A 25,676-nucleotide genomic window follows, 5' to 3' on the forward strand; every position below is an offset into this window, starting at 1 on the left:
TGACAGGTAGTGGTGTAATGCGATACTACCGCCGCTTCTTCACAGCTTCGCGCTTGAGCACGCCCACCACTTCCACATGCGGGCTGTACTTGAACTGATCGACGGGGATCACGCGTTCCAGGCGATAGCCTCCCGCAATTAGGATCGTGGCGTCGCGGGCGAAGGTGGCGGGGTCGCAGGAGACGCTGACGATCAGTGGCACCTTTGACGCGGCCAACTGGCGTGCCTGCGCTTCGGCTCCGGCGCGCGGCGGGTCGATCACGACGGCGTCGAAGGCGTTCAACTCGGGACCGAGGAGTGGACGGCGGAAGAGGTCGCGCGCTTCGCTCGTCACGCGACGAAGACCCGGCGTTGCGCGGGCGGCTTTGTCGAGCGCGGCAATCGCGCCCTTGTCGCCTTCGACCGCATGCACTTCCATTTTCTCCGCGAGGCGCAGCGCGAAGGGGCCGCAGCCGGAAAAGAGATCGGCGACGCGCTTTGTGCGCTCACAGGCTTCCAGCACGAACCGCGCCAGCGTTTCCTCGCCAAGCCGCGTCGCTTGCAGGAAAGAGCCCGCAGGCGGTACCACCGCCGCGCGGCCCATAGGGATAGCGGGCGGGCGGCGCTCGACGATCACGTCGCCATGAATCGACAATCGCGCGAGATCGAGGTCGGCCGCGAGATCGATGAGGCTGAGCCGATCCTGATCTTTCAACGGACCGTGTCCGCGCACATCCACATCGAAGCCCGTTTCAGCAGCGGTGATCTGGATATCGAGCGGCTTGCGAGCCGCGCTCAAGTGTTTGCCGATGGCGCGTGCAATAACAGGCGCCTGCCGCTGCAACGCCGGCACGGCGATGGGGCAATGGTCGATCTCGATCACATGATGGCTGCGCGCCGCCATGTATCCCACATGCATCGCCCGGTCGGGAAAGCGCACATGCAGCGTCACACGCCGCCGACCCTCGCCATGCGCGTCGACAAGCGGCTCGATGGAGGTTTCGATCCGCGCTTGGCGCAAGGTGTGCGCGACGATGCCGTGCTTCCAGGATCGATAGAAACCCTCACGCATATGCTGCGTCGCGCAGCCGCCGCATGTGCCGAAATAGGGGCAGAACGGCGCGCCGCGTTCGGGCGAGGGCGCATCGACGCTGACAAGGTTCGCGCGCGGGCCGTCGCGTTCGATGGTGACCGTTTCGCCGGGCAGCACATAGGGCACGAAGACCGGGCCGCTCGCGCTCTCCGCAACGCCGTCCGCCTTCGCGCCAAGGCGGGTGATGGTGATTTGTTCAGTCACGGCGCGCTCCCAATAAAAATTCCTTGTTGCCATCGCCGCCTTCGATGGGCGACGGGATCAGTCCCAGCGGCGTGAGGCCGAGGGACGAGACGAAGGCCGTCATATCCTCGCAGACCGCGCGATGCACGGCCTCATCCCGCACGATGCCCTTTTTCACGTGATCGCGCCCGGCTTCGAACTGCGGTTTCACGAGCACCGCGAGCGCGGCGCGGGGCTTCAACAAAGCGACGGCAGCGGGAAGAACGAGCTTCAACGAAATGAAGCTCACATCCGCCACGAGAAGATCAGCGGGTTCGGGGATCAGTGTTGAATTCAGCGTGCGTGCATCCGTGCCTTCAAAACTGATGACGCGCGGATCGTTCGCGACCTTCGCGTGAAGTTGACCATGTCCGACATCGACCGCATAGACACGCGCTGCGCCGCGCGACAGCAGCACCTCCGTGAAGCCGCCGGTCGAAGCGCCGATATCGAGACAGGTGCAATCCTTCGGGTCGATGTGAAACGCATCGAGGGCAGCCGCGAGCTTCACGCCGCCGCGCGAGACATAAGGGTGCGGCTGTTGGGCTTCGATGACAGCGTCGTCCGGCACGCCCTCGGAGGCTTTGCGCACCTTCACGCCGTTCACGGTCACCAGCCCGGCGGCAATGGCCTCCTGCGCCCGTGCGCGGCTTTCGAAAAAGCCACGCTCGACCAGAACCATGTCAGCGCGTTTGCGGGTCATGTGGGCCTCAAGGTCATAACGCTCGTCTCATCCTCATGATGACAGTCGCTGGAGCCGCCCTATGTCGCTTGCGGGAGCCAAGGGAGGAAACCATGTCGACGATCAGCCGCCGCAACTTTCTGGTCGGTGCAACGGTGTTGAGCGCCAGCGCTGCCATTCCCCGCGCCCGGGCGCAAGCCCCCAGCGGTCCCTATCGGCTCGAACCGCTCCCTTACGCCTTCTCCAAGAACGAGCCGTGGATCGATGCCTTGACCATGGAACTGCACCACGACAGGCATCATGCGGCGTATGTCGCCAATCTCAACGCTGCCCTCAGCCAGCATGGCGAAGCGGCCAAAATGCCGCTTCAGGACCTTTTGGCCAATCTGGCGCAACTGCCTGAGACCATTCGCACCTCCGTTCGCAACAATGGCGGCGGACACGCCAATCACACGATGTTCTGGCAGCTCATGGGCGGTTCGGGTGGGATGCCCGATGGCGAGGTGAAGGCCGCCATCGACCGCGACCTTGGCGGGTTCGAGAAGTTCCAGGCCGATTTCGATGTCGGGGGCCTCGGCCAGTTCGGCTCGGGTTGGGTTTTCGTGACCGTTTCGTCGGAAGGCCGGCTCGCCATCGTCGCGAAACCGAACCAGGACACACCTCTCATGCAAGGACAGCGCGTTCTGATGGGAAACGACGTGTGGGAGCACGCCTATTACCTCAAATACCAAAACCGCCGCGCGGATTACCTGAAAGCGTGGTGGAACGTGCTCGACTGGAGCAAGATCAACCAGCGCTATGCCGCTGCGAAAGCGGGTACACTGACGATTTGAGAGCGCCGGACCTGCCCACCTCTGTCTGTCATGGCCGGGCTTGTCCCGGCCATCTCGATCCTCGACCTGCGGCGGGAATGAAATCGAGATCACCGGGACAAGCCCGGTGATGACAAGGGAGAGGAGAGTACGGACGCTGGAACGGATTGCTGTTAAGCCCGCGCCTTGTGCGGCGCTTGGCGTCCGAGCGCTTCGAACACCTTGGTGACGATCCCCGCTGCATCGAGCCCGGCGGTCGCGTACATGCGCTCCGGCTTGTCGTGATCGAGAAACACGTCGGGCAGAACCATGGAGCGGACCTTCAGCGTGCCGCGGTCGAGCGCGCCTTTGTCCGAGAGAAGCTGGAGCACATAAGCGCCAAAACCGCCGGCTGAGCCTTCCTCGATAGTGATCAGCACTTCATGCTCGCGGGCGAGGCGTAAGATGAGCTCCTCGTCGAGGGGCTTCGCGAAACGGGCATCCGCGACGGTGGTCGAGAGGCCGCGCGCTTCAAGATCCTCTGCGGCCTTGAGCGATTCCGCGAGGCGCGTGCCGAGCGAGACAAGCGCGACACGGTTGCCTTCGCGCACGATGCGGCCCTTGCCGATGGTGAGCGGCACGCCCTTTTCGGGCAGCTCGACGCCGACGCCTTCGCCGCGCGGATAGCGGAAGGCGATGGGGCCGTCATCATAGGCCGCGGCAGTCGCGACCATGTGGACGAGTTCCGCCTCGTCGGCGGCGGCCATCACCACCATGTTCGGCAGGCAGCCGAGATAGGCGATGTCGAACGAGCCCGCATGGGTCGGGCCGTCCGCGCCCACAAGACCGGCGCGGTCGAGTGCGAAGCGCACGGGCAGATTCTGGATCGCCACGTCGTGCACGATCTGGTCGTAGGCGCGCTGCAAGAAGGTGGAATAGATGGCGCAGAACGGCTTGTAGCCCTCCGTCGCCATGCCCGCCGCGAACGTCACGGCATGCTGCTCGGCAATGCCGACATCGAAGGTGCGGGTGGGGAATTCCTTGCCGAAAAGATCGATGCCGGTGCCGGAGGGCATCGCCGCCGTGATGGCGACGATCTTGTCGTCCTTGTGCGCTTCCTTGATCAGGCTTTCGCCAAAAACCTTGGTGTAGGAGGGGGCGTTCGCCTTGGCTTTCGCCTGCGCACCCGTCACCACATCGAAGGTGGCAACGCCGTGGTACTTGTCGGCGGAGGCTTCCGCCGGCGGATAACCCTTGCCCTTCTGCGTCACCACATGGACGAGGATCGGGCCGGTCTCCGAATCTCGCACGTTCTTCAGGATCGGCAGCAGGTGGTCGAGATTGTGCCCGTCGATGGGGCCGACGTAGTAGAAGCCGAGTTCCTCGAACATCGTGCCGCCGGTCCAGAACCCGCGGGCATATTCCTCGGCGCGGGCCGCCTTCTCGTAGAAGAACGTCGGCAGCTTCTTGGCCAGCTGCTTGGCCGCCTCGCGGATGCTGCGATAGGTGCCGCCGGAAACGAGGCGCGCAAGGTAGGACGACATCGCGCCGGTCGGCGGCGCAATCGACATGTCGTTGTCGTTGAGAATGACGATGAGGCGCGAATGCATAGCGCCCGCATTATTCATGGCCTCATAGGCCATGCCCGCCGACATGGCGCCGTCCCCGATAACGGCGATGACGTTGTTGGTCTTGCCCTCGAGATCCCGCGCCACGGCCATGCCGAGGCCAGCCGAGATCGAGGTGGAGGTGTGCGCCGCGCCGAAGGGGTCGTATTCGCTCTCCATCCGCTTGGTGAAGCCGGACAGTCCACCTGCCTGGCGCAGAGTGCGGATGCGGTCGCGACGGCCGGTGAGGATTTTGTGCGGATAGGCTTGATGTCCCACATCCCAGACCAGCCGGTCGCGCGGCGTGTCGAACACGTAATGGAGCGCAACCGTCAGTTCCACGACCCCGAGACCTGCGCCAAGATGGCCGCCGGTGACGGAAACGGCGTTGATCGTCTCGGTCCGCAATTCATCCGCCAATTGCCGAAGCTGGTTTTCGGGGAGCTGGCGCAGATCGTCAGGAACGCGGATCGTGTCGAGAAGAGGTGTGGACAACGGTGTTCTCGCTTGGCCTTGGCAAGCGGCCTGATAGTGGAAATAGGGAATCAAACAAGCTTGGTCAAACGGCAGGCTTGGCCGTTTTCCGCGAAAAACAAGCTATTCGGGTACGTCGAGCGGGGTAGTCCCAGCGGCTTGGCCATCCGGGCCGATGGTGATCTTCTCGATCCGGGCCTCGGCCTTCTTCAGAAGCTGCTCACAATGCTTCTTCAGGGCCTCGCCGCGCTCGTAGATCGCAATCGAATCCTCGAGGGGCACGTCGCCGCGCTCGAGCCGGCGCACGATTTCCTCAAGCTCGGCCAGAGCCTTCTCGAAGGGAAGGGCCTCGATGGAAGTGGTATCAGTCATGCCGTGATCCGCCATTCTCGTGATCTGGCGTTATGCGGATTGCGGGGCCTCATGGCAAGTTGTCCGGTCAAGCCGCCTGCATCGCGCCTTTGGTCAAGGGCAAGGCAAACGGCGTCCCCTCATAGGCATCCGCGCCGCGGCCGATGCGTGAGATGGCGTCGACCATACGGCCCTGGCGGCTCAGAATATCGTCCGCGAGGGCGACAAGCCGGGGATTAGGGGTCGCGCTTGCGGAGGCCCGCCGCAGGGCTGCCGCCACGGCGGCTTCGTCCTGGTCGGGCCCGAGGGCACAGGCCGAGATATAGGCCGCCGCCGTCGAGCGGCTGATTCCCGCGAAGCAATGGAAGACGAGGGGGCGTTGCCGATCCCAAGCGCGGACGAAGGTGAGCAGCTGCTCGATATGATGGGCCTCCGGCAGGATATGGCCCTCCAGCGGCTCCACGATATCGCTGATGCCGATGAAGAGGTGCCGCTCGGCCAGGATCGTCGCCGGGCGCTCGACGGGCGATCCCACATTCATCAGCGTCACCATATGGCTGGCGTCGGTGGCGGCGACAGTCTCGTGCAGGCGCGAAAGAGGGCTCACATACAGGCTCGACATGGTGTGCATCTTTATTGTCGTTTGTCGTTGTGCGCGGCGTACCCGATTTCGATGGCCGTATCAGGGCGGCGTGGCCGTGACCTCGAGAGCCCGGGCGCGAAAGCGCTCCTGCGCCTCCATGACGGGCCAAGGTTCGAGATAGGTCAGGATCGAGCGAGGCAGGGGCTCTGGCCGACCGAAGAACTTGATCGCCTCCTCGCGGGCGAAGCCTGCAAGCGTAGTCGCTTCCAAGAACGCCGCCTGCCTATCCGCACGCTTGATGAAGCGTTTGAGGATCGCCGAGGGCTCCGGCGGCAGGCCGTAATGGATGTGAATGGCCGCGAGCAGCCGCCCCTCGACGGCCTTGTAGGCATCGCCGATCACCGCCTTGAAGGGCGAGATGATGTCGCCGATCACGTATTCCGGCGCGTCGTGCAAAAGCACCGCAAGCCGCCAGGCGCGCGACATGTCGGGGTTCAACTCGTTGGCGATGGCTTCCACCAGCAGGCTGTGCTGCGCCACGGAAAAGATGTGCGTGCCGCTGGTCTGGCCGTTCCAGCGTGCGACGCGCGCAAGGCCGTGAGCGATATCGTCCAGCTCCACATCGAGCGGCGAGGGATCGAGCAGGTCGAGCCGCCGCCCCGAGAGCATGCGCTGCCAGACGCGCGGTTCTTTTGTCATCACAGCTTCTCGGCGAGCGCCGCACATTCCGCGTGGCGGTAGCAGCCGGTCAGGTGATCGTTGACCATGCCGACCGCCTGCATGAAGGCATAGACGATGGTGGGGCCGACGAAGTTGAAGCCTTCCGCCTTCAGCGCCTTGGAGATTTTCCGCGATATATCGGTCTCAGGCTGGATCTGCCCCCGATGCTTGAGGTTGTTCTGGATCGGACGTCCGTCGATGAAATCCCAGAGAAAGTCCGAGAAGCCGCCGCGCTCCTGAATCGCGAGCCATGCACGCGATCCGGCGATGGTCGCCTCGATCTTCGCGCGGTTGCGCACGATGCCAGTGTCCAGCATCAGCGCCTCGACCTTGGTCGGGTTGAAGCGGGCGATCTTCTCCGGCGCGAAGCCGACGAAAGCTTTGCGGAAATTGTCCCGCTTGCGCAGAATGGTGATCCACGAAAGACCGGCCTGGAAGCCGTCGAGGATCAGCTTCTCGAACAGGGCGCGGTCGTCGAATTCCGGCACGCCCCATTCGGTGTCGTGATAGGTGACATAAAGAGGGTCGGTGCCGGGCCACCAGCAGCGGGTCTTGTTGTCGGGGTGAAGGATCAGTCCGTCTGTCATGACCGCAGATGTAGCCGTCTTGCAGACGAACGGGAAGACACCCCCGGCTAGCTCTTCGCGCCCCGAGTCTCCACGAGGTCCGCCATGGCGTGCGCTTCCTCATGCGCGTCGTCCCGCAGGCCCGCCGCCACGCGCTGGCGATCGGTGTCCGACCGGTTCTGGCTGACCTTCCACTTGCCCTCGATGCGGGTGACCTCGATCTCCACGCCAACGATGCCCTTGAGCTGCGCGGCCAGGAAATCGGCGGGGGCATCGGCGGTCGACCAGGGCTCTGGCCGGCCGGCCTCCTGATGGCGGGTCACATCGCTGATCTGGCGCAGCAGCCACTCGGGATCGTCGATGGCGCGCATGCGGCCATAGGCCTGCACGATGACATAGTTCCACGTCGGTACGACCTTGCCGGTCTCGCGCTTCGCCTCGTACCAGGACGGCGTGATGTAGCTCTCGACACCCTGGAAGACGACCAGCGCCTCCTGCGCCGGGTCAAAGTCCCGCCATTGCTGGTTCGCCCGCGAGAGATGCGCCCGCAAGGTTCCGAGTGGCGAGGCCGAGGCATCGAGCGCGAATGGGATCGGGTTGGCGATGAGGCCGCTGCTGCCGTTGGTGACGAGAAGCCCGAGCGGATGCGCCTGGATCAGTGCGTGCTGAACGTCGAGGCGTTCTTCTTTGAAGTGCGGCGGTTGGTACATGGCGGGCCTGCAATGGTGTTATGGACAGGCTAAAGGCAAGCGCCTGCCCCTGACCAATCAAAATTCCCGATTGCCACCATCACACGCTGCGATGGATGTTAAACCTCACCGGGGAAGGGAAAGCCGATCCAGCTCGGCTTTTGCAATTGCACCGGAATGCCGCCTGCGCGGATCGTCTCGCCCGCCGCCAGCGCATCGGAGGCCCGGTCGAGGCGGATCATTAGCAGGCCCTTGCCGTCCGCGCCGGTGCCCGTCTTGCCGAGGGATTTGTCGCCCGCCATCACCTCCGCGCCGACCTCGGCGGCAAAGCCGCCTTCGTAGGTTGCGGGCACCATGCGGGTGCGGGCGGTGCCGCGGTGCTGCATGCGCGACACGACCTCCTGGCCGACATAGCAGCCCTTGTCGAAATCGACGCCGTGGAGCTGATCCATCAGCGCCTCGTGCGGAAAGGCATTGCCGAACAGGAAATCCCGCCCGCCTTCCGGCACGCCGAGCGCGATGCGGTGGGCGTGGTACTGCTCAGCCGGGACTTTCGCGAATTCGGCGGCGTCCTCGGCGGCAACAAGCGCGCGCCAGCCGAGCGCGGACAGGCGCGGATCGCCGGCGATCAGCCCCGCTTCGTCGCCAGGCTTCGGCGCATCCCAACCCGCAATGACCGCAAGCTTGTCCGAGAGATCCTCAATCGCGACCTTTGCCCGCAACTTGTAGAAGGTGAGGCGCTTGGCAAGGTCAGCGGCATAGCCTTTCAGCACATCGAGATAATATCCGCCGCCGATCTCAGCAGGGGCCTCGAAGACGATGAAGTCGAACAGGATTTTTCCCTGCGGCGTCAGCAAGGCGCCGAGCCGGGCCGTCTGCGGCGAGACCCGGTGCATGTCACAGGTGACAAGGTTGTCCAGAAAAGTCTTGGCGTCCTCGCCGGAAACCCGTACCACGCCCCGGTCGGCCAAATGAGCTGACGGCATGTCCCGCTCCAGTTGCTCTCACTGCCTGCGTGACATATGCCTGCCTGGCTCAGGGCTCAAGAGCTTTGCGGCGGCATGCTCTGGAAAGCGTGACCAGCCATCGGTTCGGCGATTGGAGTGAAAAGCGTGTCCCAGACCTTTGATCTGATCCTTAAAGGCGGCGTCGTCGTGAATCACGATGGGCGTGCCGAGCGCGATGTCGGCGTGAGGGGCGGGAGCATCGCTGCCATCGGCGACCTGTCGCGCGCCTCCGCCGGGCGAGAGATCGATTGTCGCGGCCTGCACATCTTGCCCGGCGTCATCGACACGCAGGTGCATTTCCGCGAGCCCGGTCTCGATCATAAGGAAGATCTCGAATCCGGCTCCCGCGCCGCCGTCATGGGCGGCGTCACGACCGTGTTCGAAATGCCCAACACCAATCCGCAGACCACGAGCGCGGAGACGCTCGCGGACAAGATCAAGCGCGGGCATCACCGCATGCATTGCGACTTCGCCTTCTGGGTCGGCGGCACGCATGAGAACGTGAACGACATTCCCGATCTTGAGCGCCTGCCGGGCGCCGCGGGCATCAAGGTGTTCATGGGCTCCTCCACCGGCTCGCTGCTTGTCGAGGATGACGAGGGCATCGCCAACATTCTGCGCCGCACGCGCCGCCGCGCCGCCTTCCATTCGGAAGACGAAGCGATGCTGCGCGAACGCAAGAACCTTCGCATCGAAGGTGATCCGCGCTCGCATCCCGTCTGGCGCTCGGCGGAAGTCGCGCTCACCTGCACGCAGCGCCTCCTGCGCATCGCGAAGGAGACCGGCGCGCGCATTCACGTGCTGCATGTGACCACCGCAGAAGAGATGGCGCTGCTGAAAGACTACAAGGATCTCGCCTCGGTCGAGGTGACGCCACATCACCTCACGCTTGTGGCACCGGATGCCTATGAGCGCCTCGGCACCTATGTGCAGATGAACCCGCCCGTGCGCGACGAATATCATCGTCATGCGCTGTGGGAGGGACTCGACGAAGGCATTGCGGATATTCTCGGCTCCGACCACGCGCCGCATACGCGCGAGGAGAAGGACCAGACCTATCCCAACACGCCTTCCGGCATGACCGGCGTGCAGACTCTCGTGCCGATCATGCTCGACCATGTGAATGCAAGCCGCCTGACGCTGGAGCGCTTCGTCGATCTCACGAGCGCCGGGCCGAAGCGCCTCTTCGGCATCGCGAAGAAGGGCCGCATCGCTGCAGGATACGATGCCGACTTCACCATCGTCGATTTGAAACGCCGCGAGACGATCACCAACGATTGGATCGCCTCCAAATGCGGCTGGACGCCTTATGATGGCGTCACCGTCACCGGCTGGCCCATCGGCACCATCGTGCGCGGCAATGTGGTGATGTGGGACGGCGCGCTCGATGCGTCGTCACAGGGCGAGGCGGTAAAGTTCGAGGAAACGCTGCGCGGATAATCGCGCCAAGGGGCGGTGAGGGCATGATCGAGATGGGCGAAAAGACTGCTCGTCACGATCATGCGGAAAGATAAGAACGAGATCATGTCCGAGCGGACAAGATCGTGCTTAATGCTTCAATGCCATTGAGAACGCGCCGCTGCGGATCTTGTCCGGCAGTCCGGCGGCGTATTGCGCCACGGCTTCCTCGCCATAGGTGGCGACGAGCTCCATGAAAGCGGCGAAGAGCGCCGCATGCGCCATGCAATCGGCGTCGAGTCCGTCGAGCTCGGCCTCGGCGAAAGCCTCGGTCACATAGCTCAAAGCCGCCTGCTTGATGGCGCTCAGTTCGGACAGGTCGGAGAGAAGGACGTCGTTGTCGTTCATTGATCAAGGCCCCTTCTGCAGGGGCGGCGCGCGAGTACGGATTCGAAAACGCAACTTACGCAACGCACCGGCCCAGCGCCAGCATCACCTTGCAAAGAGGTTAACGCGAGAGGGGTGAGTGCGATTTTATGTGGATAATTCAGCTGCCGTAGCGCGCGGCGATGTTTCGAGCCAGCTGTTCGCCCTCCGCCAGATAGCGGGCTGAAGCCTCTTGCGCGGATGGGGTGCACACGCGGTAGGTGAGTGCGTAAGCTTGATAACCCTTATTGTAGGCACCCGCGAGTCGCTCCTTCCGTCCAGGCGTCGTGCCCTCGGCCTCGAGTAGCGTCTGCATGCGCTTGCTCCATTCGGTGCCATCTGCCGCCGCGCATAAAGGACGCAGCAGCGCGAGCGAGCCCATGATCTCGGACAGCCGCAAAAGCTCTTTCTCGTAAGGAGCCGGTGGCGGCTCGACAGGCTTGGCGGGCTCGGCGTTCTGCGGCATGGCCGGTTGGGCCGGTCGCGGATGGGGAGAGATCCGCCGCTGCGGTACGGGGTAGTAGTACGGCTGCTGCTGCCGATATTGCGGCGGCAGATATTGCTGCTGGGGCATTGGCTGTGGTGCCAGGCCGAACAGTCGCTCAAAGAAGTTTTGCGCCGCTGCGGACTCAGGCGATACGAGGATTGCGATGGCCGCAAGGGTGGTCAGCGACCGGCATCGCGCCGCGCGAGCTGAAAAGCCAGATCGAGAATTCCGGCCAGTCCCGGCGTGAGGGGCAAGTCGGCTATGTCGCTTTGCGTGATCCAACGGATCTCCTTGGCTTCCGGTCCTGTCCGGGGCTCGCCCGAAACCCATCGCGCAACGTGGGGAGCGATCACCACATGATGTTTAACTCGGCCGTTCGCTTCTCGTTCAATCAACTCCACGGGAGCGAGAAGGCCGATCAGTTCGGCCTTAACCCCAACCTCTTCCTCCAGTTCCCGAAGGGCCGCTTCGCCCAAGGTTTCTCCCGTCTCAACTTGCCCACCGGGTAAGGAAAACAGGCCTTCACCCGGCGGCTTGCCTCGCGCCGCAAGAAGCACGCGCCCCTCGCGGAAAACGGCGACGGAGGCCGCAAGAAAAGGGCGGGTGGGATAAAGGCGATTGTCGGTCATGAAGAAGCCTTGTCCTGCGCCACCGCATAGCGGGCGCGCGGGCGGATGAGGGTGGCCTGACGGCGCTGTTCGATGGCGTGAGCGAGCCAGCCCGCCGTCCGCCCGATAGCGAAAAGCGCGAAGGCCGCGCCGCGCGGGAGGTTATGGGCGCGCTCCATCATCACCAATCCCGCATCGACGGTCGGGCGCTCGCCCGTGCGGCTTTCGCTTTCGCGCAGAATTGCGGCATCGACGACGCGTAAGGGAAGACGCTCGATGAGCGCTGCCCCGCGTGGGTCGCCTTGCGGGTAAAGGGGATGGTGGAAGCTCGGAAGGGTGCGGTCATCCATCGTGCCGCCGTGCCTGTCGCAGTCTTCCAGAAAATCGCGCACCTCATCGGTCGCGGCCCCGTGACGCGGGCCGCTCAAAGCGGCGAGGCCCGCGATCACGGCATTGCGCAAGGACGCTCCCGTCGAGGCAACGACACGCACCGCGAAGGCGGAGGCGCTGAGTTCATGATCGGCGCAGAGCACCAGGGCGCGCCTGATTGCGTCGGCGGCTTCGGATGATGCCTGCCAGCTTGCGGCGAGATGGCGGTGGAGGGGAGCGGTCCCCGGCTCCCCGCCGCTTGCCGCCGCCACCATCAGCCGAAGGATGGCGGCGATTTCCCTGCTTGGATTTACCTCAGAACCCGGCTCGGAGAGCAGGCGGATTGCTTGCGAAACGAATTCGCTCGACCCGAGAGCAGGACCGGCCAAAGGGCCGACCGGCGACGAGGGCAGGGTGAAAGCCTTTGGATCGACATCGCCGATGAGCAGGCGCACGACCTCTTCAAGTGTCGCGGTTTCCGCAAGTTCGACGGCGTCGACGCCCCGATAGAGCAGGCGTCCGTCCTCGATCTGGGTGAGGGCCGTTTCCAACACCGGCAAGCCCCAATCGAGCGCCGTCGCCGCCGCAGCGGTGGGGCGGCGGAACCGCGTGCGGCGCTTCACCAGCGCCTCTACATCGTCGAGCGCATAAAGGCGCTGGCGTGGATCGTGGGGCGAGGCGAAGGACCGGATCAGACCCCGGCTCACATAGGCATAGAGGCTCGCCCGGCTGATGCCGAGGCGAGAGGAAGTTTCCTGCGCGGAGATCAGGTCGAGCGAGGCGGGCTTCATATGTTGATATGTTGATTCAAGATTGACCGGGATGCAAGTCGGGCGGGACAATCGGGTCAGAAAAAGGAGAAGCTCTATGAAGCTCGGACTTGATGATGTCGTCGCCGCCGAAACCATTCTCAGCCATGTGGACGGCGAGGCGGGCCGCCTGATCATCCGGGGGCACGATCTGGAAGCACTGGCCGGGCGCGTTCCTTATGAGGAAGCCGTCGCGATGCTGTGGGATGGGCTCGTGCCGTCGTCCGGTTCCGACCTGCGCGCGCTTATCGGCGCGGCGCGCGTGCGGGCCTTCGCCCGCTTTGCGCCGATGGCTTCTCATCTCAGTGGCCTGACGCCGGTCGAGGGCATGAGACTTCTGCTCGCGTCATTGCCTGATACGGAGAAGGATCACGCGGCACTCGCCGTCGGCGCGGCGGCGGTGGCTGCCGCCATGGCGGTGCGGGGTGCGAGGGGGTTCTCGCCGGTCGCGCCCGATCCGTCGGCTGGCCACGCGGCCGATCTCCTGCGCATGTTGCGCGATGCGCCCGCCGATGAAGGCGAGGCTGCGGCCCTCGATACCTATCTCGTCACGGTCATCGATCACGGCCTGAACGCCTCCACCTTCACCGCGCGCATTGTCGCTTCGACCGAGGCGGGCCTGCTGTCGTCCGTGGTGGCGGGGCTATGCGCCCTGAAAGGGCCGCTCCATGGCGGCGCGCCGGGACCGGTGCTCGACATGCTCGACGCCATCGGCGGCGCGGACAAGGCCGAAGCCTGGCTCGACGATGCCATCGGGCGCGGCGAGCGGCTGATGGGCTTCGGCCACCGGGTCTATCGGGTCCGCGATCCTCGCGCTGACGTGCTGAAAGCCGCCGCCGCGCGCTTGAAGGGTCGGAACAACCGCGTTGCTTTTGCGGAAGAGGTTGAGTGGGCGGCACTCAAGGCGCTGGCGAAGCACAAGCCGGGCCGCAGGCTCGATACCAATGTGGAATTCTACACTGCGCTGCTTCTGGAAGCGCTCGGCATCCCGCGCGAGGGCTTCACGCCCCTCTTCGCAGCAGGCCGCACGGCCGGCTGGGCGGCCCACGCCATCGAGCAGGAACGGACAGGCCGCATCATCCGTCCGCAATCGCGTTATGTCGGGCCGTGGCCGGCGGAGGCTGCGTAAGGGGACGTTTCTATTCGGAGGCCATTCCATCGCAAGTATTCACGCGCCTCGATACCTTTTCACTCGCTCCAATACATAAGTGCGGTCGGGTGAAGTGGGCTATGAGGACGCTGACTCAGAGCTTTGTTTAGAGATTTGCTTCTGTGCTATAGTGGAAACAATCGCTCCCAAGCTGCCACTGAAGATCACAGACTGAATCTTGGAAAGTTGTTCGCTCTCCAGCCATGTCCACCGTGTCAAATAATGCCAAGCCCAGACGCCGAGAGAGAGACAAAATAGAAGGGCGAAGCAAATCGTCGCCCCAACGAGTACCCACCCATATACCTTTAGCCAGCGTAGATCGTTTTCTATTCTCTGGCCCCGGAGGACGCGCTCATCATCCCAGTTCTTATCTTCCTGCTTCGCCCTTGAATCGTTTGCCCAAGCAGGCTTGTCCTCGATATCAGACGGTGGGAGTGGGACTTCTTGATCGCTCATGCAACAGCTTTTCGTAATGAGTGCGTATCAGGTTATCGGGAATCTCAATTCCCATAATCCCTTCTCGATACACTTGGTCCCAAGGGGTGCCGCTTTTGTGTGTTAGGCTCGACAATGCGTATCCGGACAGATGACCGTACTTCTGGAACACGTCCTCCAGAAAAACCTTCGTGTCCGTGTCTACTCCAGAGGGGGTATTGGCGATTAGCTCAGGCGGTATCACGTTGCGTCCGAAGTGCTTTGTCGCTTGGTATAGGTCCGGAATCACCGGCCCAAATTTCCACGCCTCGATACGGTCGCCAAATAGATCCCTACGTAGAAGCGCCAAGCTCCATCCATGAGCGATGTAGACAAGTTTCATCAATTGCAGCGGCGTAAGGGAGGCTCCTTTCGCTTTTGCAATCTTCAAAATCTCATCAGCGATTATAATCGCAGAATACATCCCGCCTTGCCTTGTAGCCGTGATAGCGAGTTTTCGACTCGCTGCCACAAATCAATTAAAATTAATTCATAGTATGGGGAATAAATAACAAAAAGTCCATCTCAAGAATGAACAGGTAAACACCTAAGCTCGTTCGGCATTGCCTCGATAGCTTATGTTTTCTTAGAGCGGTGGCGCCGTCACTACTTAAACGTGCTGCCCGCCGTTGATGTGCAACTCCGCTCCGGTCACGTAGGACGAGGCGTCGGTGCAGAGAAAATAGATCGCCTTGGCAACCTCGTCCGGCGTGCCGAGGCGCCGCATCGGGATCTGCTCCACTATCTTTTCCGTGCCGGGTGAGAGGATCGACGTGTCGATCTCGCCCGGTGAGATTGCGTTCACACGCACGCCGAGCGGTCCGAAATCGGCGGCCATTTCGCGGGTTAGCGCTGCGAGCGCCGCTTTCGAGGTGGCATAAGCCGCGCCCGCGAAGGGGTGGACCCGCGAGCCCGCGATGGAGGTGACGTTCACCACTGAGCCCTTGGCGCGGGTCAATTCGTCCACGAGGCCGCGCGCCAGCATGATCGAGGCGAAGAAATTCACCTGAAACACCTGCAGCCAATCCTGATGGTCGGTGGCGATGGCGCTGAGCCGCGAGCCACTGGGACCTTTGGGCGAAATACCCGCATTGTTGACGAGGGCATGGAGCACGCCGCCTTCGGCCTCAAGCCGCCCCTTCACATCGGCGATGGCGCGCAGCGTGTCATCCGCATCGGCCAGATCGACCTGCAGGTGATCCTCCGGACCCATTTCCCACGGGCAGTTCTCGGGGAAGGGGTGCCGTGAGCAGGTAATAACGCGCCAGCCCGCAGCCGAGAAGCGCTTCACCGTGGCGTGCCCGATCCCTCGGCTTGCGCCGCTGAGCAACATGACGCGGCGGGGATTGTTGGTCGACGAGGACATCAAAAACCTCTGTAAAAAGGGGCGAACCGTAACGCCGCGGAAGACGGGGGTCTACCGGCAGCCGTCACGATCTCACGGATAAAGCCTGCTCTTGCGCCAGCCTTCGCCTTCGCGCGTGAAAACCACACGATCATGGAGTCGGAAGGGCTTGTCCTGCCAGAACTCGATGGAAACGGGTGCGATGCGGAAACCTGTCCAATAGGGCGGCCGCGGCACCTCGCCGATGGCGTATTTCGCCGCGTTGACGGCGACGGCCTTTTCGAGCGCGAAGCGGCTCTCCAGCGGGCGCGATTGCTGGCTCGCCCAAGCGCCGATGCGGCTGTCGCGCGGGCGGCTCTGGAAATAGGCGTCGGCTTCCGCGTCGCTGACCACCGTCACCGGACCTCGCGCACGAATCTGCCGGCGGAGGCTCTTCCAGTGCATCACCAGGGCGGCCTTGGGTTGGCCGAGCAACTCGCGGCCCTTGTTCGATTCCGTGTTGGTGTAGAAGACGAAGCCGTTCTCGTCGGCGCCCTTCAACAGCACCATGCGCACATTCGGCAGCCCGTCCTTGTCCACGGTCGCGAGCGCCATGGCGTTCGGATCGTTCGGCTCGGAGGCTTCCGCTTCCTTGAGCCAGGACTGAATCAGGGCGAAGGGCTCATTGGCTTCGGTGAAGTCACCGCTTGTTAACTGGTTCAAGGCTTTATCCTGGGATGTGACTTGTACGTTCTGGAGACAAAGACGCGTGACGATGGCTTTTGCGCGCCGTTATAGATCAGACGCTCTCCTGAGCGAAGCCAAGAAAATCCTCGCCGCAGGACTGATCGCGCTGAATGCCGGCGCGTGCAGCCTGACCCTCGGCGTGGCGGGGATTCAGGATGATGAGCCGGAAGTCACTGGCTCGGTGACGCCGCAAGCGGCGCCGTCCCTGTCGCCCGATCTCGACGAGGAGGATTGGCGGCGGGCCAAGGCGGCTCTGGCGCTCGCGCTCGATCCGCAGGGGCCCGGAACGATTGTCTCGTGGGACAACCCAGCCTCGGCCATGAAGGGCTCCTTCGCGGCGGCTGGCGCGCCCTTCGTGAAGAACGACGAGATCTGCCGCGCCTTCTCGGCCAGCCTGGGCAGCTCCTCCATCACGACTCTTCAGGGCACGGCGTGCCGACCTTCAGGCGGCGAGTGGGCGCTTAAAGAAGTCCAACCGGCAAAGCTTTCCGCAAAAGGCTAGCGCAAGCTGGGCTTTAAACGTGACAAAGCGTTGCGAACGCGCCGCAATTTTCCCATATGGTCGTCAGTCCCTCGGGCTGTAAGTCCTTTTTCTGACGGCAACGGATTCTTCCACGATGCGCAACCCCTACGAGGTCCTCGGCGTGCAACGCTCCGCCAGCGAGGCGGAGATCAAGAAGGCGTTCCGCAAGCTGGCCAAGACCTACCATCCCGATCGCAACAAGGATGATCCGAAGGCCAAGGACAAGTTCGCCGAAGCGAACGCTGCCTATGAGATTCTCGGGGATGCGACCAAGCGCGGTCAGTTCGACCGGGGCGAAATCGACGCCGAAGGAAAACCCCGTTTCCAGGGCTTCGAGGGTTTTGGTGGCGGCCCCCGCGGCGGGGCGCGCTACGAGGAATACAATTTCGGTGGCGGCGGGCCCTTCGGCGGGCGCGCCGGTGCCCGCGGCTCCGGGGAGGAGTCGAACGACGACTTCTTCTCGCATTTGTTCGGCGAGGCCTTCCGTTCGGCGGGCGGGGGAGGGGCGCGCCAGCGCGCGCGGCCGCAGAAGGGCGAGGACATTGCGGCAACGCTCTCTGTGACCCTGGAGGAGGTCGCGGGCGAGGCGAAGAAACGGATAAAGCTGCCCAACGGGCGGGATGTGGACGTGGTCATCCCCAAGGGCGTGACCGACGGACAGGTCATCCGCCTGCGCGGCATGGGGCAGAGCGGCGGGCCGGGGGCTGAGCCCGGCGACCTCATGTTGACCATCCAGATCACCACCCACGAGCGCTTTACGGTTGACGGCGCGAACATTCACCTGCGCCTGCCCATCCAGATCGAGGATGCGGTGCTGGGGGCCTCCGTCCGCGTGCCCACGCTGACCGGCGCGGTGGCCATGAAAATCCCGCCCATGACCAATTCCGGCCGCACCTTCCGCCTGCGCGGCAAGGGCTTGCCGACGAAGACCGGGCAGGGCGATTTGCTCGTGACCGCTGAGATCGCGTTGCCTGAGGTCGTGGACGACGACCTGATGGACTATGCTCGCAGACGCCGCGAGGCGAAGGCGGAGTAGGAAACTTCACTCTTCAGCAACGCTGATTCACAACGGCGGGGCCGTTGGGACTTTCCCACCGCCGCAGGGTCGGTTAAGAAGCCCTCTTCTGACGTGTCCAGCGACGATTTAGGTGAATCATGGCGGAGACCAAGGCGCCCGGCATTCTGGCCGGCAAGCGCGGCTTGATCATGGGTGTTGCGAACAACCGTTCCATCGCCTGGGGCATTGCGCAGGCGGCCCGTAACCATGGGGCGGAGCTTGCCTTCACATATCAGGGCGACGCCCTGAAGAAGCGCGTCGAGCCTCTGGCGAAGGAGCTTGATGCCGCCGTCGTCGGCCATTGCGACGTCACCGACGCCGCCAGTATCGATGCGGTTTTCGACGAGGTGAAGAAGCTTTGGGGCTCCCTCGACTTCGTCGTCCACTGCATCGCCTTCTCCGACAAGGACGAGCTGACTGGCCGTTATGTGGACACGACCGAGGGCAACTTCTCGAAGTCGCTTCTCATCTCCTGCTATTCCTTCACGGCCATTGCCCAGCGCGCCGAGAAGCTGATGAACGACGGCGGTTCGCTGCTGACGCTCACCTATTACGGCGCTGAGAAGTGGATGCCGCACTACAACGTCATGGGCGTCGCGAAGGCTGCGCTTGAGGCTTCGGTGCGTTATCTGGCGGCCGATCTCGGCCCCAAGAACATCCGCGTCAACGCCATCTCGGCAGGCCCGATCAAGACGCTGGCCGCCTCCGGCATCGGCGACTTCCGCTACATCCTGAAGTGGAACGAGTATAACTCGCCGCTTCGCCGCACCGTCACCACCGAGGAGGTCGGCGAGACCGCGGCCTATCTCGTCTCCGACATGTCGCGTGGCATGACGGGCGAGGTCCTCCACGTGGATGCGGGCTATCACGTCGTCGGCATGAAGAACCCGGAAGCGCCCGATCTGTCGCTGGATAAAGAAGGCCAGTGATCGAGAGGCGACCCGCGATCTATTTCATCCGCCACGGCGAGACGGACTGGAACGCTCAAGGACGGCTTCAAGGCCAAAAGGATATTCCGCTTAACGCTCTTGGCCGGGTACAGGCCGAGGAGGCGGGGGTGCGCTTACGCGGCCTCGTGCTCGATTATCAGGGCCTCGACTATGTCGCGAGCCCGATGGACCGCACCCGCGAAACCATGGAGCGGATGCGCGAAGCGATCTTTCTCGATCCGACCCAGTATCGCCTGGACGACAGGCTGATCGAGCTGACCTTCGGCTCATGGGAAGGCATGACCTGGAAGGAGGTCCGCAAGGCGGCTCCGCAGGCGGCCGCGATGCGGGAGCGGGACAAGTGGAACTTCGTCCCGCCGGACGGCGGCGAGAGCTATGCGATGCTGGCCACCCGCATTCGCCCGTTTCTGGACGGCCTGACCCGCGAGACCGTCGTCGTCGCCCATGGCGGCGTCGCAAGGGCGTTTCTCGCACTGACCTGCGGCGTCTCCACCCGTCAGGCCGCCAGCATCGACATCTGGCAGGGCAAGGTGCTGGTGATCGAGGGGCGCAAACACTACTGGGCGTAATTCTGCCTCGACTGCTCTTAGAGGTTGCGCTTCGCGGAAAAGCATGGTTCTGGTCGGAAACAATGTTTCATGATTGGAGAGTGCTTATGCGTCGCGTTGCTATCGTCCTGGCGGGATTGGTGCTTCTGACCGGTTCTGCGTCTGCTGAAACGCGTGAGCGCACGGTGAAAGCCAATACCCGTTCCGCTATCGACGGGTTTTTCTCTTATTGGGAAGACACCTGCTATACGGGGGAAGTTGTCAATGTGAAGGTTCGGCAGGAACCGGCAAACGGCAGCGTCCAGATCGTTCCGCACGAACAGGTTTTGGGCAAGGACTCGCGGTGCCCGGGTACGAAGGTTCGCGGGCTGGTCTATGTCTACACGCCGAAGAAGGGGTTCAAGGGTGTCGATGAATTCGCGATCGACGTACCCTGGACGTCGACCGATATCGGCCCCGGCACAGTCTTCACCAATAATTACAAGATCCGCGTGGAGTAAGCCGACCCTCACATGTTGCGACGGACGGCGTTGGTCGCCACCTGGAGGTGACACCAACGCCCATTCGTCCTAAGAGGCGCTGGAACTTAATCGTAGCGCCATGTCCCACAACACCTTCGGTCATCTTTTCCGCGTCACCACCTTCGGCGAGAGCCACGGACCGGCCCTGGGCTGCGTCATTGACGGTTGCCCGCCGATGCTCCCTCTCGATGTCGCCGAGATCCAGGCGGAGCTTGATCGTCGCCGTCCCGGCCAATCGCGCTTCACCACGCAACGCCGCGAGCCCGACGAGGTTAAAATCCTCTCCGGCGTCTTCGTGGACGAACGGACCGGCCAACAGGTCACGACGGGAACGCCCATCGCGCTGATGATCGAGAACGTGGATCAGCGCTCGAAGGACTATTCAGAGATCAAGGAAAGCTACCGTCCTGGGCATGCGGATTTCACCTATGACGTGAAGTACGGCATCCGGGATTATCGCGGTGGCGGGCGCTCTTCGGCCCGCGAGACAGCGGCGCGTGTCGCAGCCGGTGCTGTCGCCCGCAAGATCCTGCCTGGCGTCACCATCCGCGGCGCTTTGGTGCAGATGGGGCCGCATGCTATCAATCGCGACAACTGGGATTGGGAAGAAATCTCGCGCAACCCCTTCTTCTGCCCCGACGCGAAGGCTGCCGCTTTCTACGAGGAATATCTCGACGGTTTGCGCAAGGCCGGCTCTTCCATCGGCGCGGTCCTCGAGATCGTGGCGGAAGGCGTGCCTGCAGGGCTCGGAGCGCCGATCTACGGAAAGCTCGATTCCGATCTCGCCGCTGCACTGATGTCGATCAATGCCGTGAAGGGCGTCGAGATCGGCGATGGTTTCGCCGCCGCCGCCCTGCGGGGCGAGGAGAATGCGGATGAGATGCGCGCCGGCAATGCGGGCGCGCCCACCTTCCTATCGAACCATGCGGGCGGCGTCCTCGGTGGCATCTGCACGGGGCAGCCGGTGGTATGCCGTTTCGCGGTGAAGCCCACCTCCTCGATCCTGACGCCCCGCGCCAGTGTGACGCGTTCCGGCGCTGAGGCGGAAGTCGCAACTAAGGGACGGCACGATCCCTGCGTCGGCATCCGCGCTGTGCCAGTGGGCGAGGCGATGGTCGCTTGCGTTTTGGCAGACCATGTCTTGCGCCACCGGGGGCAGGTCGGCACTAGCGTCGAGTGGCCGATCAAGTAGAGATCGCGGCGGGGCGAGAGATCGAAAGAGACCGATATGACGGGCCATAGCGTCACCGAAGCCATCGAAGCCTTTGCACGCGGCGAGATCGTGATCGTCACCGATGATGACGATCGCGAGAATGAAGGCGATCTGATCGTCGCAGCCTCTCTCTGCACGCCGGAGAAGATGGCCTTCATCATCCGCAACACCTGCGGCATCGTCTGCGCGCCCTTGACCTCGGCGGAAGCCAAGCGCCTGCGGCTCGACCCGATGGTGCCCTCCAACGATGCACCCCTCGGCACCGCCTTCACGGTGACTGTCGACGTGCGCCACGGGCTGACGACGGGCATTTCCGCCGAGCAGCGCGCGAACACCGTGCGCGCGCTTGCGAACAACAATATGGGCGCGGCCGATTTCGTGCGTCCCGGCCACGTGTTTCCCCTCATCGCGAAGGATGGCGGCGTGCTCATGCGCTCCGGCCATACGGAAGCCGCTGTCGATCTCTGCAAGCTTGCTGGCTTGCCGCCAGTCGGCGTCATCTGCGAACTGGCGAACGACGACGGCACGGTGATGAAGGGCGCGCAGATCGACGCTTTCGGCGAGAAGCACGGTCTCAAGCGGATTTCGGTGGCCGAATTGATCGCCTATCGCCAGGCGCGCGAAAAGCTGGTCGAGCGGATCGCCTCCTTCCCGGTCGAGACGGAGTGGGGCACCTTCACGGGTTACGCCTACTCGACACCATTCGACAGCGTGCAGCACATGGCGCTCGTCCATGGCCGCATCGGCGACGGGACGAATCTTCCCGTACGGCTGCATCGCGCCAACGCGCTCACCGACGTCTTCGAGGGTGGCAAGACCATCGCGGCGGCCATGCAGCGCTTCGCCAAGGAGGGGAGGGGCGTTCTCGTCTATCTCCGCGATGGGACGGCGGGCGTACCCACAACCCATTTCAACGAAACCGATGAGACCGCTTCCGAGGCTCTTCGGACCAATCAATGGCGGGAGATCGGGCTCGGCGCGCAGATCCTCAAGGATCTTGGGGTCGTATCCATCCGCAATCTTGCCACATCTTCCCGATCTTACGTTGGGTTAAGTGGATTCGGCATCGACCTCGTAGGTGAAGAGCCACTTGAAGGTTGACTTCGATTCAGTGGAATAAGAAACGGGATCCTCCAAAAGGATGAGCCGTCGGTCCTACCCCGATCGTGGGGGATCGAGGGTGGCCAGCGCTCCTTGTTGCTCCATTTGGTACGGAGTTTCATTCTGAACGACGCGAGCGAGTCCTTGCAGAACGAGTCTTGGTCAAATCAGTCCCGGGCCTGGACGAAGATCGGATCTTTGCGCCAGTTTGCCGACCATATGGTGACCGGCTCTCCTGGGCGTGACGCCGCCGGCTTGGCGATGCGGCTCATGCTGGCGCGCGGCATGTCGATCATGACGCTCTTCGTCACCGCATGGCTGGTGAACATCGAGGCGTTCGCCGAGTTCGGGGTGTATCAGACCCTCGCCGCTCTCGCCTGGATCGCATTGTTTCTGCGCTACGATGCGGCCATCGTCTCTGCTCGCACGGCGGAAGAGGCCGGCGAGGCGCTGCGCCTGTGCATCGGAGTTGGGGCGGTTCTGCTGCTCGTCTTCACAAGCCTGTCCCTGGCTGCGGGTGGGGTCGGCGTCATGCGGATGCAGTTGGCGCTCCTGCTGCCCCTCTCAATTCTGGGCCGCGGCCTGCTGCGGCTGACCTTCGCGACCGCGACGCGGGAAGGCGACTTCAAGGGGATTGGGCGCGCTTCCATGGTCCAGTCGGTCTTGCAGCCGACAATCCTTGTCCTTCTGGTGCTCTCCCCGCTCGAGGACGCGCTGTGCTTTGTCTTTGCCGATATTCTCGGCCATGCGAGCGGAGTGATCTATCTCGGCTGGCGCCGCCGTCATCATTTCCAGGCTGCGACCAGGGATTGGTCGCTCGTGTCGCTCGCCGCGGCCGCGCAACGCTGGAAGAGCTTGCCGCTCTACAATCTTCCCAGCTCGTTCCTTGCCCTGGCCTTCGTGACGTCTCCGCTCCTCATCATGCCGATGACGACCGGCGCTGTCATGGCTGGCCACGTGGCGCTGGCCTATCGTATTTTCGACGTGCCGACCCAGATCATCACCGCGGCATCGACCCCAATCTTCCTGAACCGGCTGCGGCCTTCGCTCGACCGTGCCAATCCGGTTTTCGGCCGCCACATCATGTTTGGTCTCTGCGTCGTCCTTGGACTTGCCTACGCATCCATGGCCGGGATCTTGATGCTCGCAGATCCGCTTCTGTCAGGCACCGCGTTGGACGCGCTGAGCGAAGTCACGCCGTATGTGGCTCTCTTCCTCCTTTTTGTGGCGATCGCTGCGCCGCTCAACGATTCCTGCGGCCTCTATCCTCAGCAGAGGCGCTTGGTCGTGATTCAGGCGTTAGCCCTGGGGGGCAGTTTCCTGGCAGCCATCTTCGCAAGTTGGACGTCGCCGGTCGGAGCCCTCCTGACCCTTGCCGTCATCTCAGGGCTTCGCGCGCTGTCTTTGGGCGAGTTGCTACGGCATTTGTCGAATTTGAGCCGACAGTCCTTCGTCGAAAGCCCGGATCTTAAGTCCGCATCTCCCGCCCCATAAGGGCGTCGACATGCATGGCGACGGATTTCGATAAGCCCTCCAGATCATAGCCGCCCTCCAGCACCGACACGACGCGACCGCCGCAGTGGCGGTCCGCGAGCACCATCATCTTCTGCGTCGCCCAGGCAAAATCGGTCTCGGTCAGGTTAAGGCTCGCCAGAGGGTCGCGCCAATGAGCGTCGAAGCCGGCGGAGATGACGATCAGATCCGGCGCGAAAGCGTCCATGCGCGGCAGAACGATGCTTTCCACCGCTTCGCGGAAGGCTTCGCTGCCTTCGCCCGCACTCAAGGGGGCGTTGACGATGGTGCCATGGTCTCCCGTCTCCGACACTGCGCCCGTGCCGGGATAGAGCGGTGCTTCATGGGTCGAGCAATAGAGAACGCTGGCATCGCTCCAGAAGATGTCCTGCGTTCCGTTGCCGTGATGAACGTCCCAATCGAAAATGGCGACGCGCTCCGCTCCATGGCGGCGTTGGGCATGGCGGGCCGCGATGGCGGCGTTGTTAAAAAAGCAAAAGCCCATCGCCCTGGTGCGTTCTGCGTGATGGCCCGGCGGGCGCATGGCCACGAAGGCGTTCGATGCCTGGCTGGTCATGACTTCGTCGACTGCCTTCACCGCGCCGCCGGCAGCTCTCAAGGCCGCTTCATAAGTCCCCGGCGACATCACGGTGTCCTCATCGACGCGGACGAGCCCCTCGCGGGGGCTGATGTCGCGCAGGGACAGGACGTATTCCTCCGGATGAGCGAGCGTGAGGCTCTCCAACTCCGCTATCGGGGCCGTCTCGCGAACGAGCGAAACGAAGCGCTCCTTCTCAAGCGCACGCTCGATGGCGCGCAGGCGTTCCGGCCGCTCCGGATGCCCGAGGGGCGTCTGATGATCGAGGGCGGCGGGGTGCGTGATGTAAAGTGTGGACATGGAACAGCTTGCGAAATGGGCTCCGCTAGTCTCGCAGCGAGTCGAGCGGCTGTCCATGTTGTCACGATGCAACACATTTTCCACGCAAGCCGTGGCATGGTGCCGGCGATTCGCATCTCCTCCCCTTTGCGGAACGTTTTTTGAGCGTTGCCGCTTTTCACATCCCGTTGCCCCCGGGAATGCGAAGCAGAAGCTTTGACCCATGCGCCTCTCGAGCCTGACCCTCGTTCTCTTCGCCGTGACCGCTCTGGCCGGTTGTACGTTCAAGGGTGTTCCAGACCCCCAGGTGTCCACTCGCGATGTCGACTGGATGGCCCAGGTTCCGACGGCGCAGGAAGAGCCCCGCAACGGCCGCTACCTGCTGGACGATCCGACCGGCGAGAAGCCGGGCACCATCGTCGTCGATACGAAGGAGCGCTTCCTCTATTACGTGCTCCCCGGCAAGAAGGTCATTCGCTACGGCGTCGCCGTCGGCGACGAGGCCTATGGCTGGACCGGCACGTCGCGCATCGCGCGCAAGGCCGAATGGCCGGATTGGAACCCGCCGCCGGAGATGAAGGTCCGCTGGCCCCATGTCCGCTTTACCAAGGGCGGACCTGAGAATCCCTTGGGCGCTCGCGCGCTCTACCTCTACGAAGGCAACAAGGACACGCTCTACCGTATTCACGGCACCAATGAGCCGGAGAAGATCGGTCTGGCGGTTTCCTCGGGCTGCATCCGTATGCGCAACATCGACGTGGTCGACCTTTACAACCGCGCCGACGTGAACGCGACGGTCATCGTCCGCTGATATCAGG

General features: G+C 63.3%; 29 protein-coding genes. 12 read left to right on the plus strand and 17 right to left on the minus strand.

What is annotated here, in order from left to right; translation table 11 throughout:
- Positions 1-25: 25 nt before the first annotated feature.
- Both HB375_RS09060 and HB375_RS09065 read right to left on the minus strand, forming a co-directional pair.
- Complete coding sequence (locus HB375_RS09060; protein ID WP_167672680.1) at positions 26-1,309, minus strand: class I SAM-dependent RNA methyltransferase; 1,284 nt, start codon at positions 1,307-1,309, stop codon at positions 26-28.
- Positions 1,269-1,997, minus strand: a complete 729-nt coding sequence (locus tag HB375_RS09065) for a TlyA family RNA methyltransferase (RefSeq protein WP_167672681.1) — start codon at positions 1,995-1,997, stop codon at positions 1,269-1,271. The genes HB375_RS09060 and HB375_RS09065 overlap by 41 nt, the downstream gene beginning before the upstream one ends.
- A 92-nt stretch (positions 1,998-2,089) precedes the next feature.
- On the opposite strand from HB375_RS09065, the gene HB375_RS09070 reads away from it, so the two are divergent.
- Positions 2,090-2,809 carry a superoxide dismutase gene (locus tag HB375_RS09070; RefSeq protein WP_167672682.1) on the plus strand — a complete coding sequence of 240 codons (720 nt, stop codon included), beginning with the start codon at positions 2,090-2,092 and terminating at the stop codon, positions 2,807-2,809.
- 152 nt (positions 2,810-2,961) lie between these two features.
- Here HB375_RS09070 and dxs read toward each other — a convergent pair whose 3' ends face one another.
- From dxs to ygfZ, 7 genes are all read right to left on the minus strand, one after another.
- Positions 2,962-4,869, minus strand: a complete 1,908-nt coding sequence (gene dxs / locus HB375_RS09075) for a 1-deoxy-D-xylulose-5-phosphate synthase (protein ID WP_167672683.1) — start codon at positions 4,867-4,869, stop codon at positions 2,962-2,964.
- 102 nt (positions 4,870-4,971) lie between these two features.
- Positions 4,972-5,220 carry an exodeoxyribonuclease VII small subunit gene (locus HB375_RS09080; protein ID WP_205800126.1) on the minus strand — a complete coding sequence of 83 codons (249 nt, stop codon included), beginning with the start codon at positions 5,218-5,220 and terminating at the stop codon, positions 4,972-4,974.
- 67 nt (positions 5,221-5,287) lie between these two features.
- Positions 5,288-5,821: a tyrosine phosphatase family protein gene (locus HB375_RS09085; RefSeq protein WP_167672685.1), complete on the minus strand. Its 534-nt coding sequence runs from the start codon at positions 5,819-5,821 to the stop codon at positions 5,288-5,290.
- A gap of 60 nt (positions 5,822-5,881) precedes the next feature.
- Entirely contained in the window at positions 5,882-6,481 is a 600-nt protein-coding gene (locus HB375_RS09090; RefSeq protein ID WP_167672686.1) for a YfbR-like 5'-deoxynucleotidase, read from the minus strand.
- Complete coding sequence (locus HB375_RS09095) at positions 6,481-7,089, minus strand: DNA-3-methyladenine glycosylase I (protein WP_167672687.1); 609 nt, start codon at positions 7,087-7,089, stop codon at positions 6,481-6,483. Before HB375_RS09095 ends, HB375_RS09090 begins: the two co-directional genes overlap by 1 nt.
- Positions 7,090-7,136: 47 nt before the next feature.
- A complete protein-coding gene (locus HB375_RS09100; protein WP_167672688.1) occupies positions 7,137-7,778 on the minus strand; it encodes an FMN-binding negative transcriptional regulator in 642 nt (213 codons plus the stop codon).
- 98 nt (positions 7,779-7,876) lie between these two features.
- Positions 7,877-8,743 (minus strand): CAF17-like 4Fe-4S cluster assembly/insertion protein YgfZ, encoded by an 867-nt coding sequence (gene ygfZ / locus HB375_RS09105; RefSeq protein WP_167672689.1) that lies wholly within the window; start codon positions 8,741-8,743, stop codon positions 7,877-7,879.
- Positions 8,744-8,869: 126 nt separating this feature from the next.
- Between ygfZ and HB375_RS09110 the strand changes: the two genes are divergently transcribed.
- The gene (locus HB375_RS09110) at positions 8,870-10,204 is read left to right on the plus strand and encodes a dihydroorotase (protein WP_167672690.1); all 1,335 of its coding nucleotides are present in this window, start codon (positions 8,870-8,872) and stop codon (positions 10,202-10,204) included.
- A gap of 108 nt (positions 10,205-10,312) precedes the next feature.
- Here the strand turns inward: HB375_RS09110 and HB375_RS09115 are convergent, their stop codons facing one another.
- The 4 genes from HB375_RS09115 to HB375_RS09130 all read right to left on the minus strand — a co-directional run bounded on the left by HB375_RS09115 (position 10,313) and on the right by HB375_RS09130 (position 12,843).
- Positions 10,313-10,570 carry a hypothetical protein gene (locus tag HB375_RS09115; RefSeq protein ID WP_167672691.1) on the minus strand — a complete coding sequence of 86 codons (258 nt, stop codon included), beginning with the start codon at positions 10,568-10,570 and terminating at the stop codon, positions 10,313-10,315.
- Between the two features lie 139 nt (positions 10,571-10,709).
- Positions 10,710-11,162 (minus strand): TIGR02301 family protein, encoded by a 453-nt coding sequence (locus HB375_RS09120; protein ID WP_167672692.1) that lies wholly within the window; start codon positions 11,160-11,162, stop codon positions 10,710-10,712.
- 92 nt (positions 11,163-11,254) lie between these two features.
- Complete coding sequence (locus HB375_RS09125; protein WP_167672693.1) at positions 11,255-11,704, minus strand: NUDIX hydrolase; 450 nt, start codon at positions 11,702-11,704, stop codon at positions 11,255-11,257.
- Entirely contained in the window at positions 11,701-12,843 is a 1,143-nt protein-coding gene (locus tag HB375_RS09130) for a citrate synthase (protein ID WP_167672694.1), read from the minus strand. The genes HB375_RS09125 and HB375_RS09130 overlap by 4 nt, the downstream gene beginning before the upstream one ends.
- Positions 12,844-12,919: 76 nt before the next feature.
- On the opposite strand from HB375_RS09130, the gene HB375_RS09135 reads away from it, so the two are divergent.
- Entirely contained in the window at positions 12,920-13,990 is a 1,071-nt protein-coding gene (locus tag HB375_RS09135) for a citrate synthase/methylcitrate synthase (protein ID WP_167672695.1), read from the plus strand.
- Between the two features lie 442 nt (positions 13,991-14,432).
- On the opposite strand, the gene HB375_RS09140 is transcribed toward HB375_RS09135, so the two are convergent.
- From HB375_RS09140 to pdxH, 3 genes are all read right to left on the minus strand, one after another.
- Positions 14,433-14,909 carry a Panacea domain-containing protein gene (locus HB375_RS09140; protein WP_167672696.1) on the minus strand — a complete coding sequence of 159 codons (477 nt, stop codon included), beginning with the start codon at positions 14,907-14,909 and terminating at the stop codon, positions 14,433-14,435.
- A 186-nt stretch (positions 14,910-15,095) separates the two neighbouring features.
- Complete coding sequence (locus tag HB375_RS09145; RefSeq protein WP_167673239.1) at positions 15,096-15,818, minus strand: SDR family NAD(P)-dependent oxidoreductase; 723 nt, start codon at positions 15,816-15,818, stop codon at positions 15,096-15,098.
- A gap of 105 nt (positions 15,819-15,923) precedes the next feature.
- On the minus strand, positions 15,924-16,532 hold the full coding sequence (pdxH, locus tag HB375_RS09150) for a pyridoxamine 5'-phosphate oxidase (RefSeq protein WP_167672697.1): 609 nt from the start codon (positions 16,530-16,532) through the stop codon (positions 15,924-15,926).
- Positions 16,533-16,584: 52 nt separating this feature from the next.
- Between pdxH and HB375_RS09155 the strand changes: the two genes are divergently transcribed.
- The 8 genes from HB375_RS09155 to HB375_RS09190 all read left to right on the plus strand — a co-directional run bounded on the left by HB375_RS09155 (position 16,585) and on the right by HB375_RS09190 (position 23,963).
- Complete coding sequence (locus tag HB375_RS09155; protein WP_167673240.1) at positions 16,585-17,058, plus strand: RT0821/Lpp0805 family surface protein; 474 nt, start codon at positions 16,585-16,587, stop codon at positions 17,056-17,058.
- 115 nt (positions 17,059-17,173) lie between these two features.
- Positions 17,174-18,115, plus strand: a complete 942-nt coding sequence (locus HB375_RS09160) for a DnaJ C-terminal domain-containing protein (protein ID WP_167672698.1) — start codon at positions 17,174-17,176, stop codon at positions 18,113-18,115.
- Between the two features lie 119 nt (positions 18,116-18,234).
- Positions 18,235-19,065, plus strand: a complete 831-nt coding sequence (fabI, locus tag HB375_RS09165) for an enoyl-ACP reductase FabI (protein ID WP_167672699.1) — start codon at positions 18,235-18,237, stop codon at positions 19,063-19,065.
- Complete coding sequence (locus tag HB375_RS09170) at positions 19,062-19,655, plus strand: histidine phosphatase family protein (protein ID WP_167672700.1); 594 nt, start codon at positions 19,062-19,064, stop codon at positions 19,653-19,655. The genes fabI and HB375_RS09170 overlap by 4 nt, the downstream gene beginning before the upstream one ends.
- A gap of 86 nt (positions 19,656-19,741) precedes the next feature.
- Entirely contained in the window at positions 19,742-20,134 is a 393-nt protein-coding gene (locus tag HB375_RS09175; RefSeq protein ID WP_167672701.1) for a hypothetical protein, read from the plus strand.
- Between the two features lie 100 nt (positions 20,135-20,234).
- Positions 20,235-21,347, plus strand: a complete 1,113-nt coding sequence (gene aroC, locus HB375_RS09180) for a chorismate synthase (protein ID WP_167672702.1) — start codon at positions 20,235-20,237, stop codon at positions 21,345-21,347.
- A gap of 36 nt (positions 21,348-21,383) precedes the next feature.
- Complete coding sequence (gene ribB, locus HB375_RS09185; protein ID WP_167672703.1) at positions 21,384-22,469, plus strand: 3,4-dihydroxy-2-butanone-4-phosphate synthase; 1,086 nt, start codon at positions 21,384-21,386, stop codon at positions 22,467-22,469.
- A 198-nt stretch (positions 22,470-22,667) separates the two neighbouring features.
- The gene (locus tag HB375_RS09190) at positions 22,668-23,963 is read left to right on the plus strand and encodes a polysaccharide biosynthesis protein (RefSeq protein ID WP_167672704.1); all 1,296 of its coding nucleotides are present in this window, start codon (positions 22,668-22,670) and stop codon (positions 23,961-23,963) included.
- Here HB375_RS09190 and HB375_RS09195 read toward each other — a convergent pair.
- Positions 23,938-24,879 carry a histone deacetylase family protein gene (locus HB375_RS09195; protein WP_167672705.1) on the minus strand — a complete coding sequence of 314 codons (942 nt, stop codon included), beginning with the start codon at positions 24,877-24,879 and terminating at the stop codon, positions 23,938-23,940. The two genes, HB375_RS09190 and HB375_RS09195, sit on opposite strands and share 26 nt — an antisense overlap.
- A 202-nt stretch (positions 24,880-25,081) precedes the next feature.
- On the opposite strand from HB375_RS09195, the gene HB375_RS09200 reads away from it, so the two are divergent.
- Positions 25,082-25,669, plus strand: a complete 588-nt coding sequence (locus HB375_RS09200) for a L,D-transpeptidase (protein WP_167672706.1) — start codon at positions 25,082-25,084, stop codon at positions 25,667-25,669.
- The last annotated feature ends 7 nt before the right edge of the window (positions 25,670-25,676 follow it).

It is taken from the genome of Microvirga terricola (genome assembly GCF_011777495.1).
Taxonomy (GTDB): Bacteria; Pseudomonadota; Alphaproteobacteria; order Rhizobiales; family Beijerinckiaceae; genus Microvirga; species Microvirga terricola.

Excerpts from the sequence above, each read along its gene's own strand:
- HB375_RS09115 (WP_167672691.1), bottom strand. The coding sequence starts at position 10,570 with ATGAACGACAACGACGTCCTTCTCTCCGACCTGTCCGAACTGAGCGCC.
- HB375_RS09140 (WP_167672696.1), bottom strand. The coding sequence starts at position 14,909 with ATGTATTCTGCGATTATAATCGCTGATGAGATTTTGAAGATTGCAAAA.
- HB375_RS09160 (WP_167672698.1), top strand. The coding sequence starts at position 17,174 with ATGCGCAACCCCTACGAGGTCCTCGGCGTGCAACGCTCCGCCAGCGAG.
- HB375_RS09145 (WP_167673239.1), bottom strand. The coding sequence starts at position 15,818 with ATGTTGCTCAGCGGCGCAAGCCGAGGGATCGGGCACGCCACGGTGAAG.
- HB375_RS09175 (WP_167672701.1), top strand. The coding sequence starts at position 19,742 with ATGCGTCGCGTTGCTATCGTCCTGGCGGGATTGGTGCTTCTGACCGGT.
- HB375_RS09060 (WP_167672680.1), bottom strand. The coding sequence starts at position 1,309 with ATGGCAACAAGGAATTTTTATTGGGAGCGCGCCGTGACTGAACAAATC.
- HB375_RS09195 (WP_167672705.1), bottom strand. The coding sequence starts at position 24,879 with ATGTCCACACTTTACATCACGCACCCCGCCGCCCTCGATCATCAGACG.
- HB375_RS09080 (WP_205800126.1), bottom strand. The coding sequence starts at position 5,220 with ATGACTGATACCACTTCCATCGAGGCCCTTCCCTTCGAGAAGGCTCTG.
- HB375_RS09095 (WP_167672687.1), bottom strand. The coding sequence starts at position 7,089 with ATGACAGACGGACTGATCCTTCACCCCGACAACAAGACCCGCTGCTGG.
- HB375_RS09200 (WP_167672706.1), top strand. The coding sequence starts at position 25,082 with ATGCGCCTCTCGAGCCTGACCCTCGTTCTCTTCGCCGTGACCGCTCTG.
- HB375_RS09120 (WP_167672692.1), bottom strand. The coding sequence starts at position 11,162 with ATGCCCCAGCAGCAATATCTGCCGCCGCAATATCGGCAGCAGCAGCCG.
- HB375_RS09085 (WP_167672685.1), bottom strand. The coding sequence starts at position 5,821 with ATGTCGAGCCTGTATGTGAGCCCTCTTTCGCGCCTGCACGAGACTGTC.
- ribB (WP_167672703.1), top strand. The coding sequence starts at position 21,384 with ATGACGGGCCATAGCGTCACCGAAGCCATCGAAGCCTTTGCACGCGGC.
- HB375_RS09070 (WP_167672682.1), top strand. The coding sequence starts at position 2,090 with ATGTCGACGATCAGCCGCCGCAACTTTCTGGTCGGTGCAACGGTGTTG.
- aroC (WP_167672702.1), top strand. The coding sequence starts at position 20,235 with ATGTCCCACAACACCTTCGGTCATCTTTTCCGCGTCACCACCTTCGGC.
- ygfZ (WP_167672689.1), bottom strand. The coding sequence starts at position 8,743 with ATGCCGTCAGCTCATTTGGCCGACCGGGGCGTGGTACGGGTTTCCGGC.
- HB375_RS09155 (WP_167673240.1), top strand. The coding sequence starts at position 16,585 with ATGGCTTTTGCGCGCCGTTATAGATCAGACGCTCTCCTGAGCGAAGCC.
- fabI (WP_167672699.1), top strand. The coding sequence starts at position 18,235 with ATGGCGGAGACCAAGGCGCCCGGCATTCTGGCCGGCAAGCGCGGCTTG.
- HB375_RS09130 (WP_167672694.1), bottom strand. The coding sequence starts at position 12,843 with ATGAAGCCCGCCTCGCTCGACCTGATCTCCGCGCAGGAAACTTCCTCT.
- HB375_RS09100 (WP_167672688.1), bottom strand. The coding sequence starts at position 7,778 with ATGTACCAACCGCCGCACTTCAAAGAAGAACGCCTCGACGTTCAGCAC.
- HB375_RS09125 (WP_167672693.1), bottom strand. The coding sequence starts at position 11,704 with ATGACCGACAATCGCCTTTATCCCACCCGCCCTTTTCTTGCGGCCTCC.
- HB375_RS09135 (WP_167672695.1), top strand. The coding sequence starts at position 12,920 with ATGAAGCTCGGACTTGATGATGTCGTCGCCGCCGAAACCATTCTCAGC.
- HB375_RS09090 (WP_167672686.1), bottom strand. The coding sequence starts at position 6,481 with ATGACAAAAGAACCGCGCGTCTGGCAGCGCATGCTCTCGGGGCGGCGG.
- HB375_RS09065 (WP_167672681.1), bottom strand. The coding sequence starts at position 1,997 with ATGACCCGCAAACGCGCTGACATGGTTCTGGTCGAGCGTGGCTTTTTC.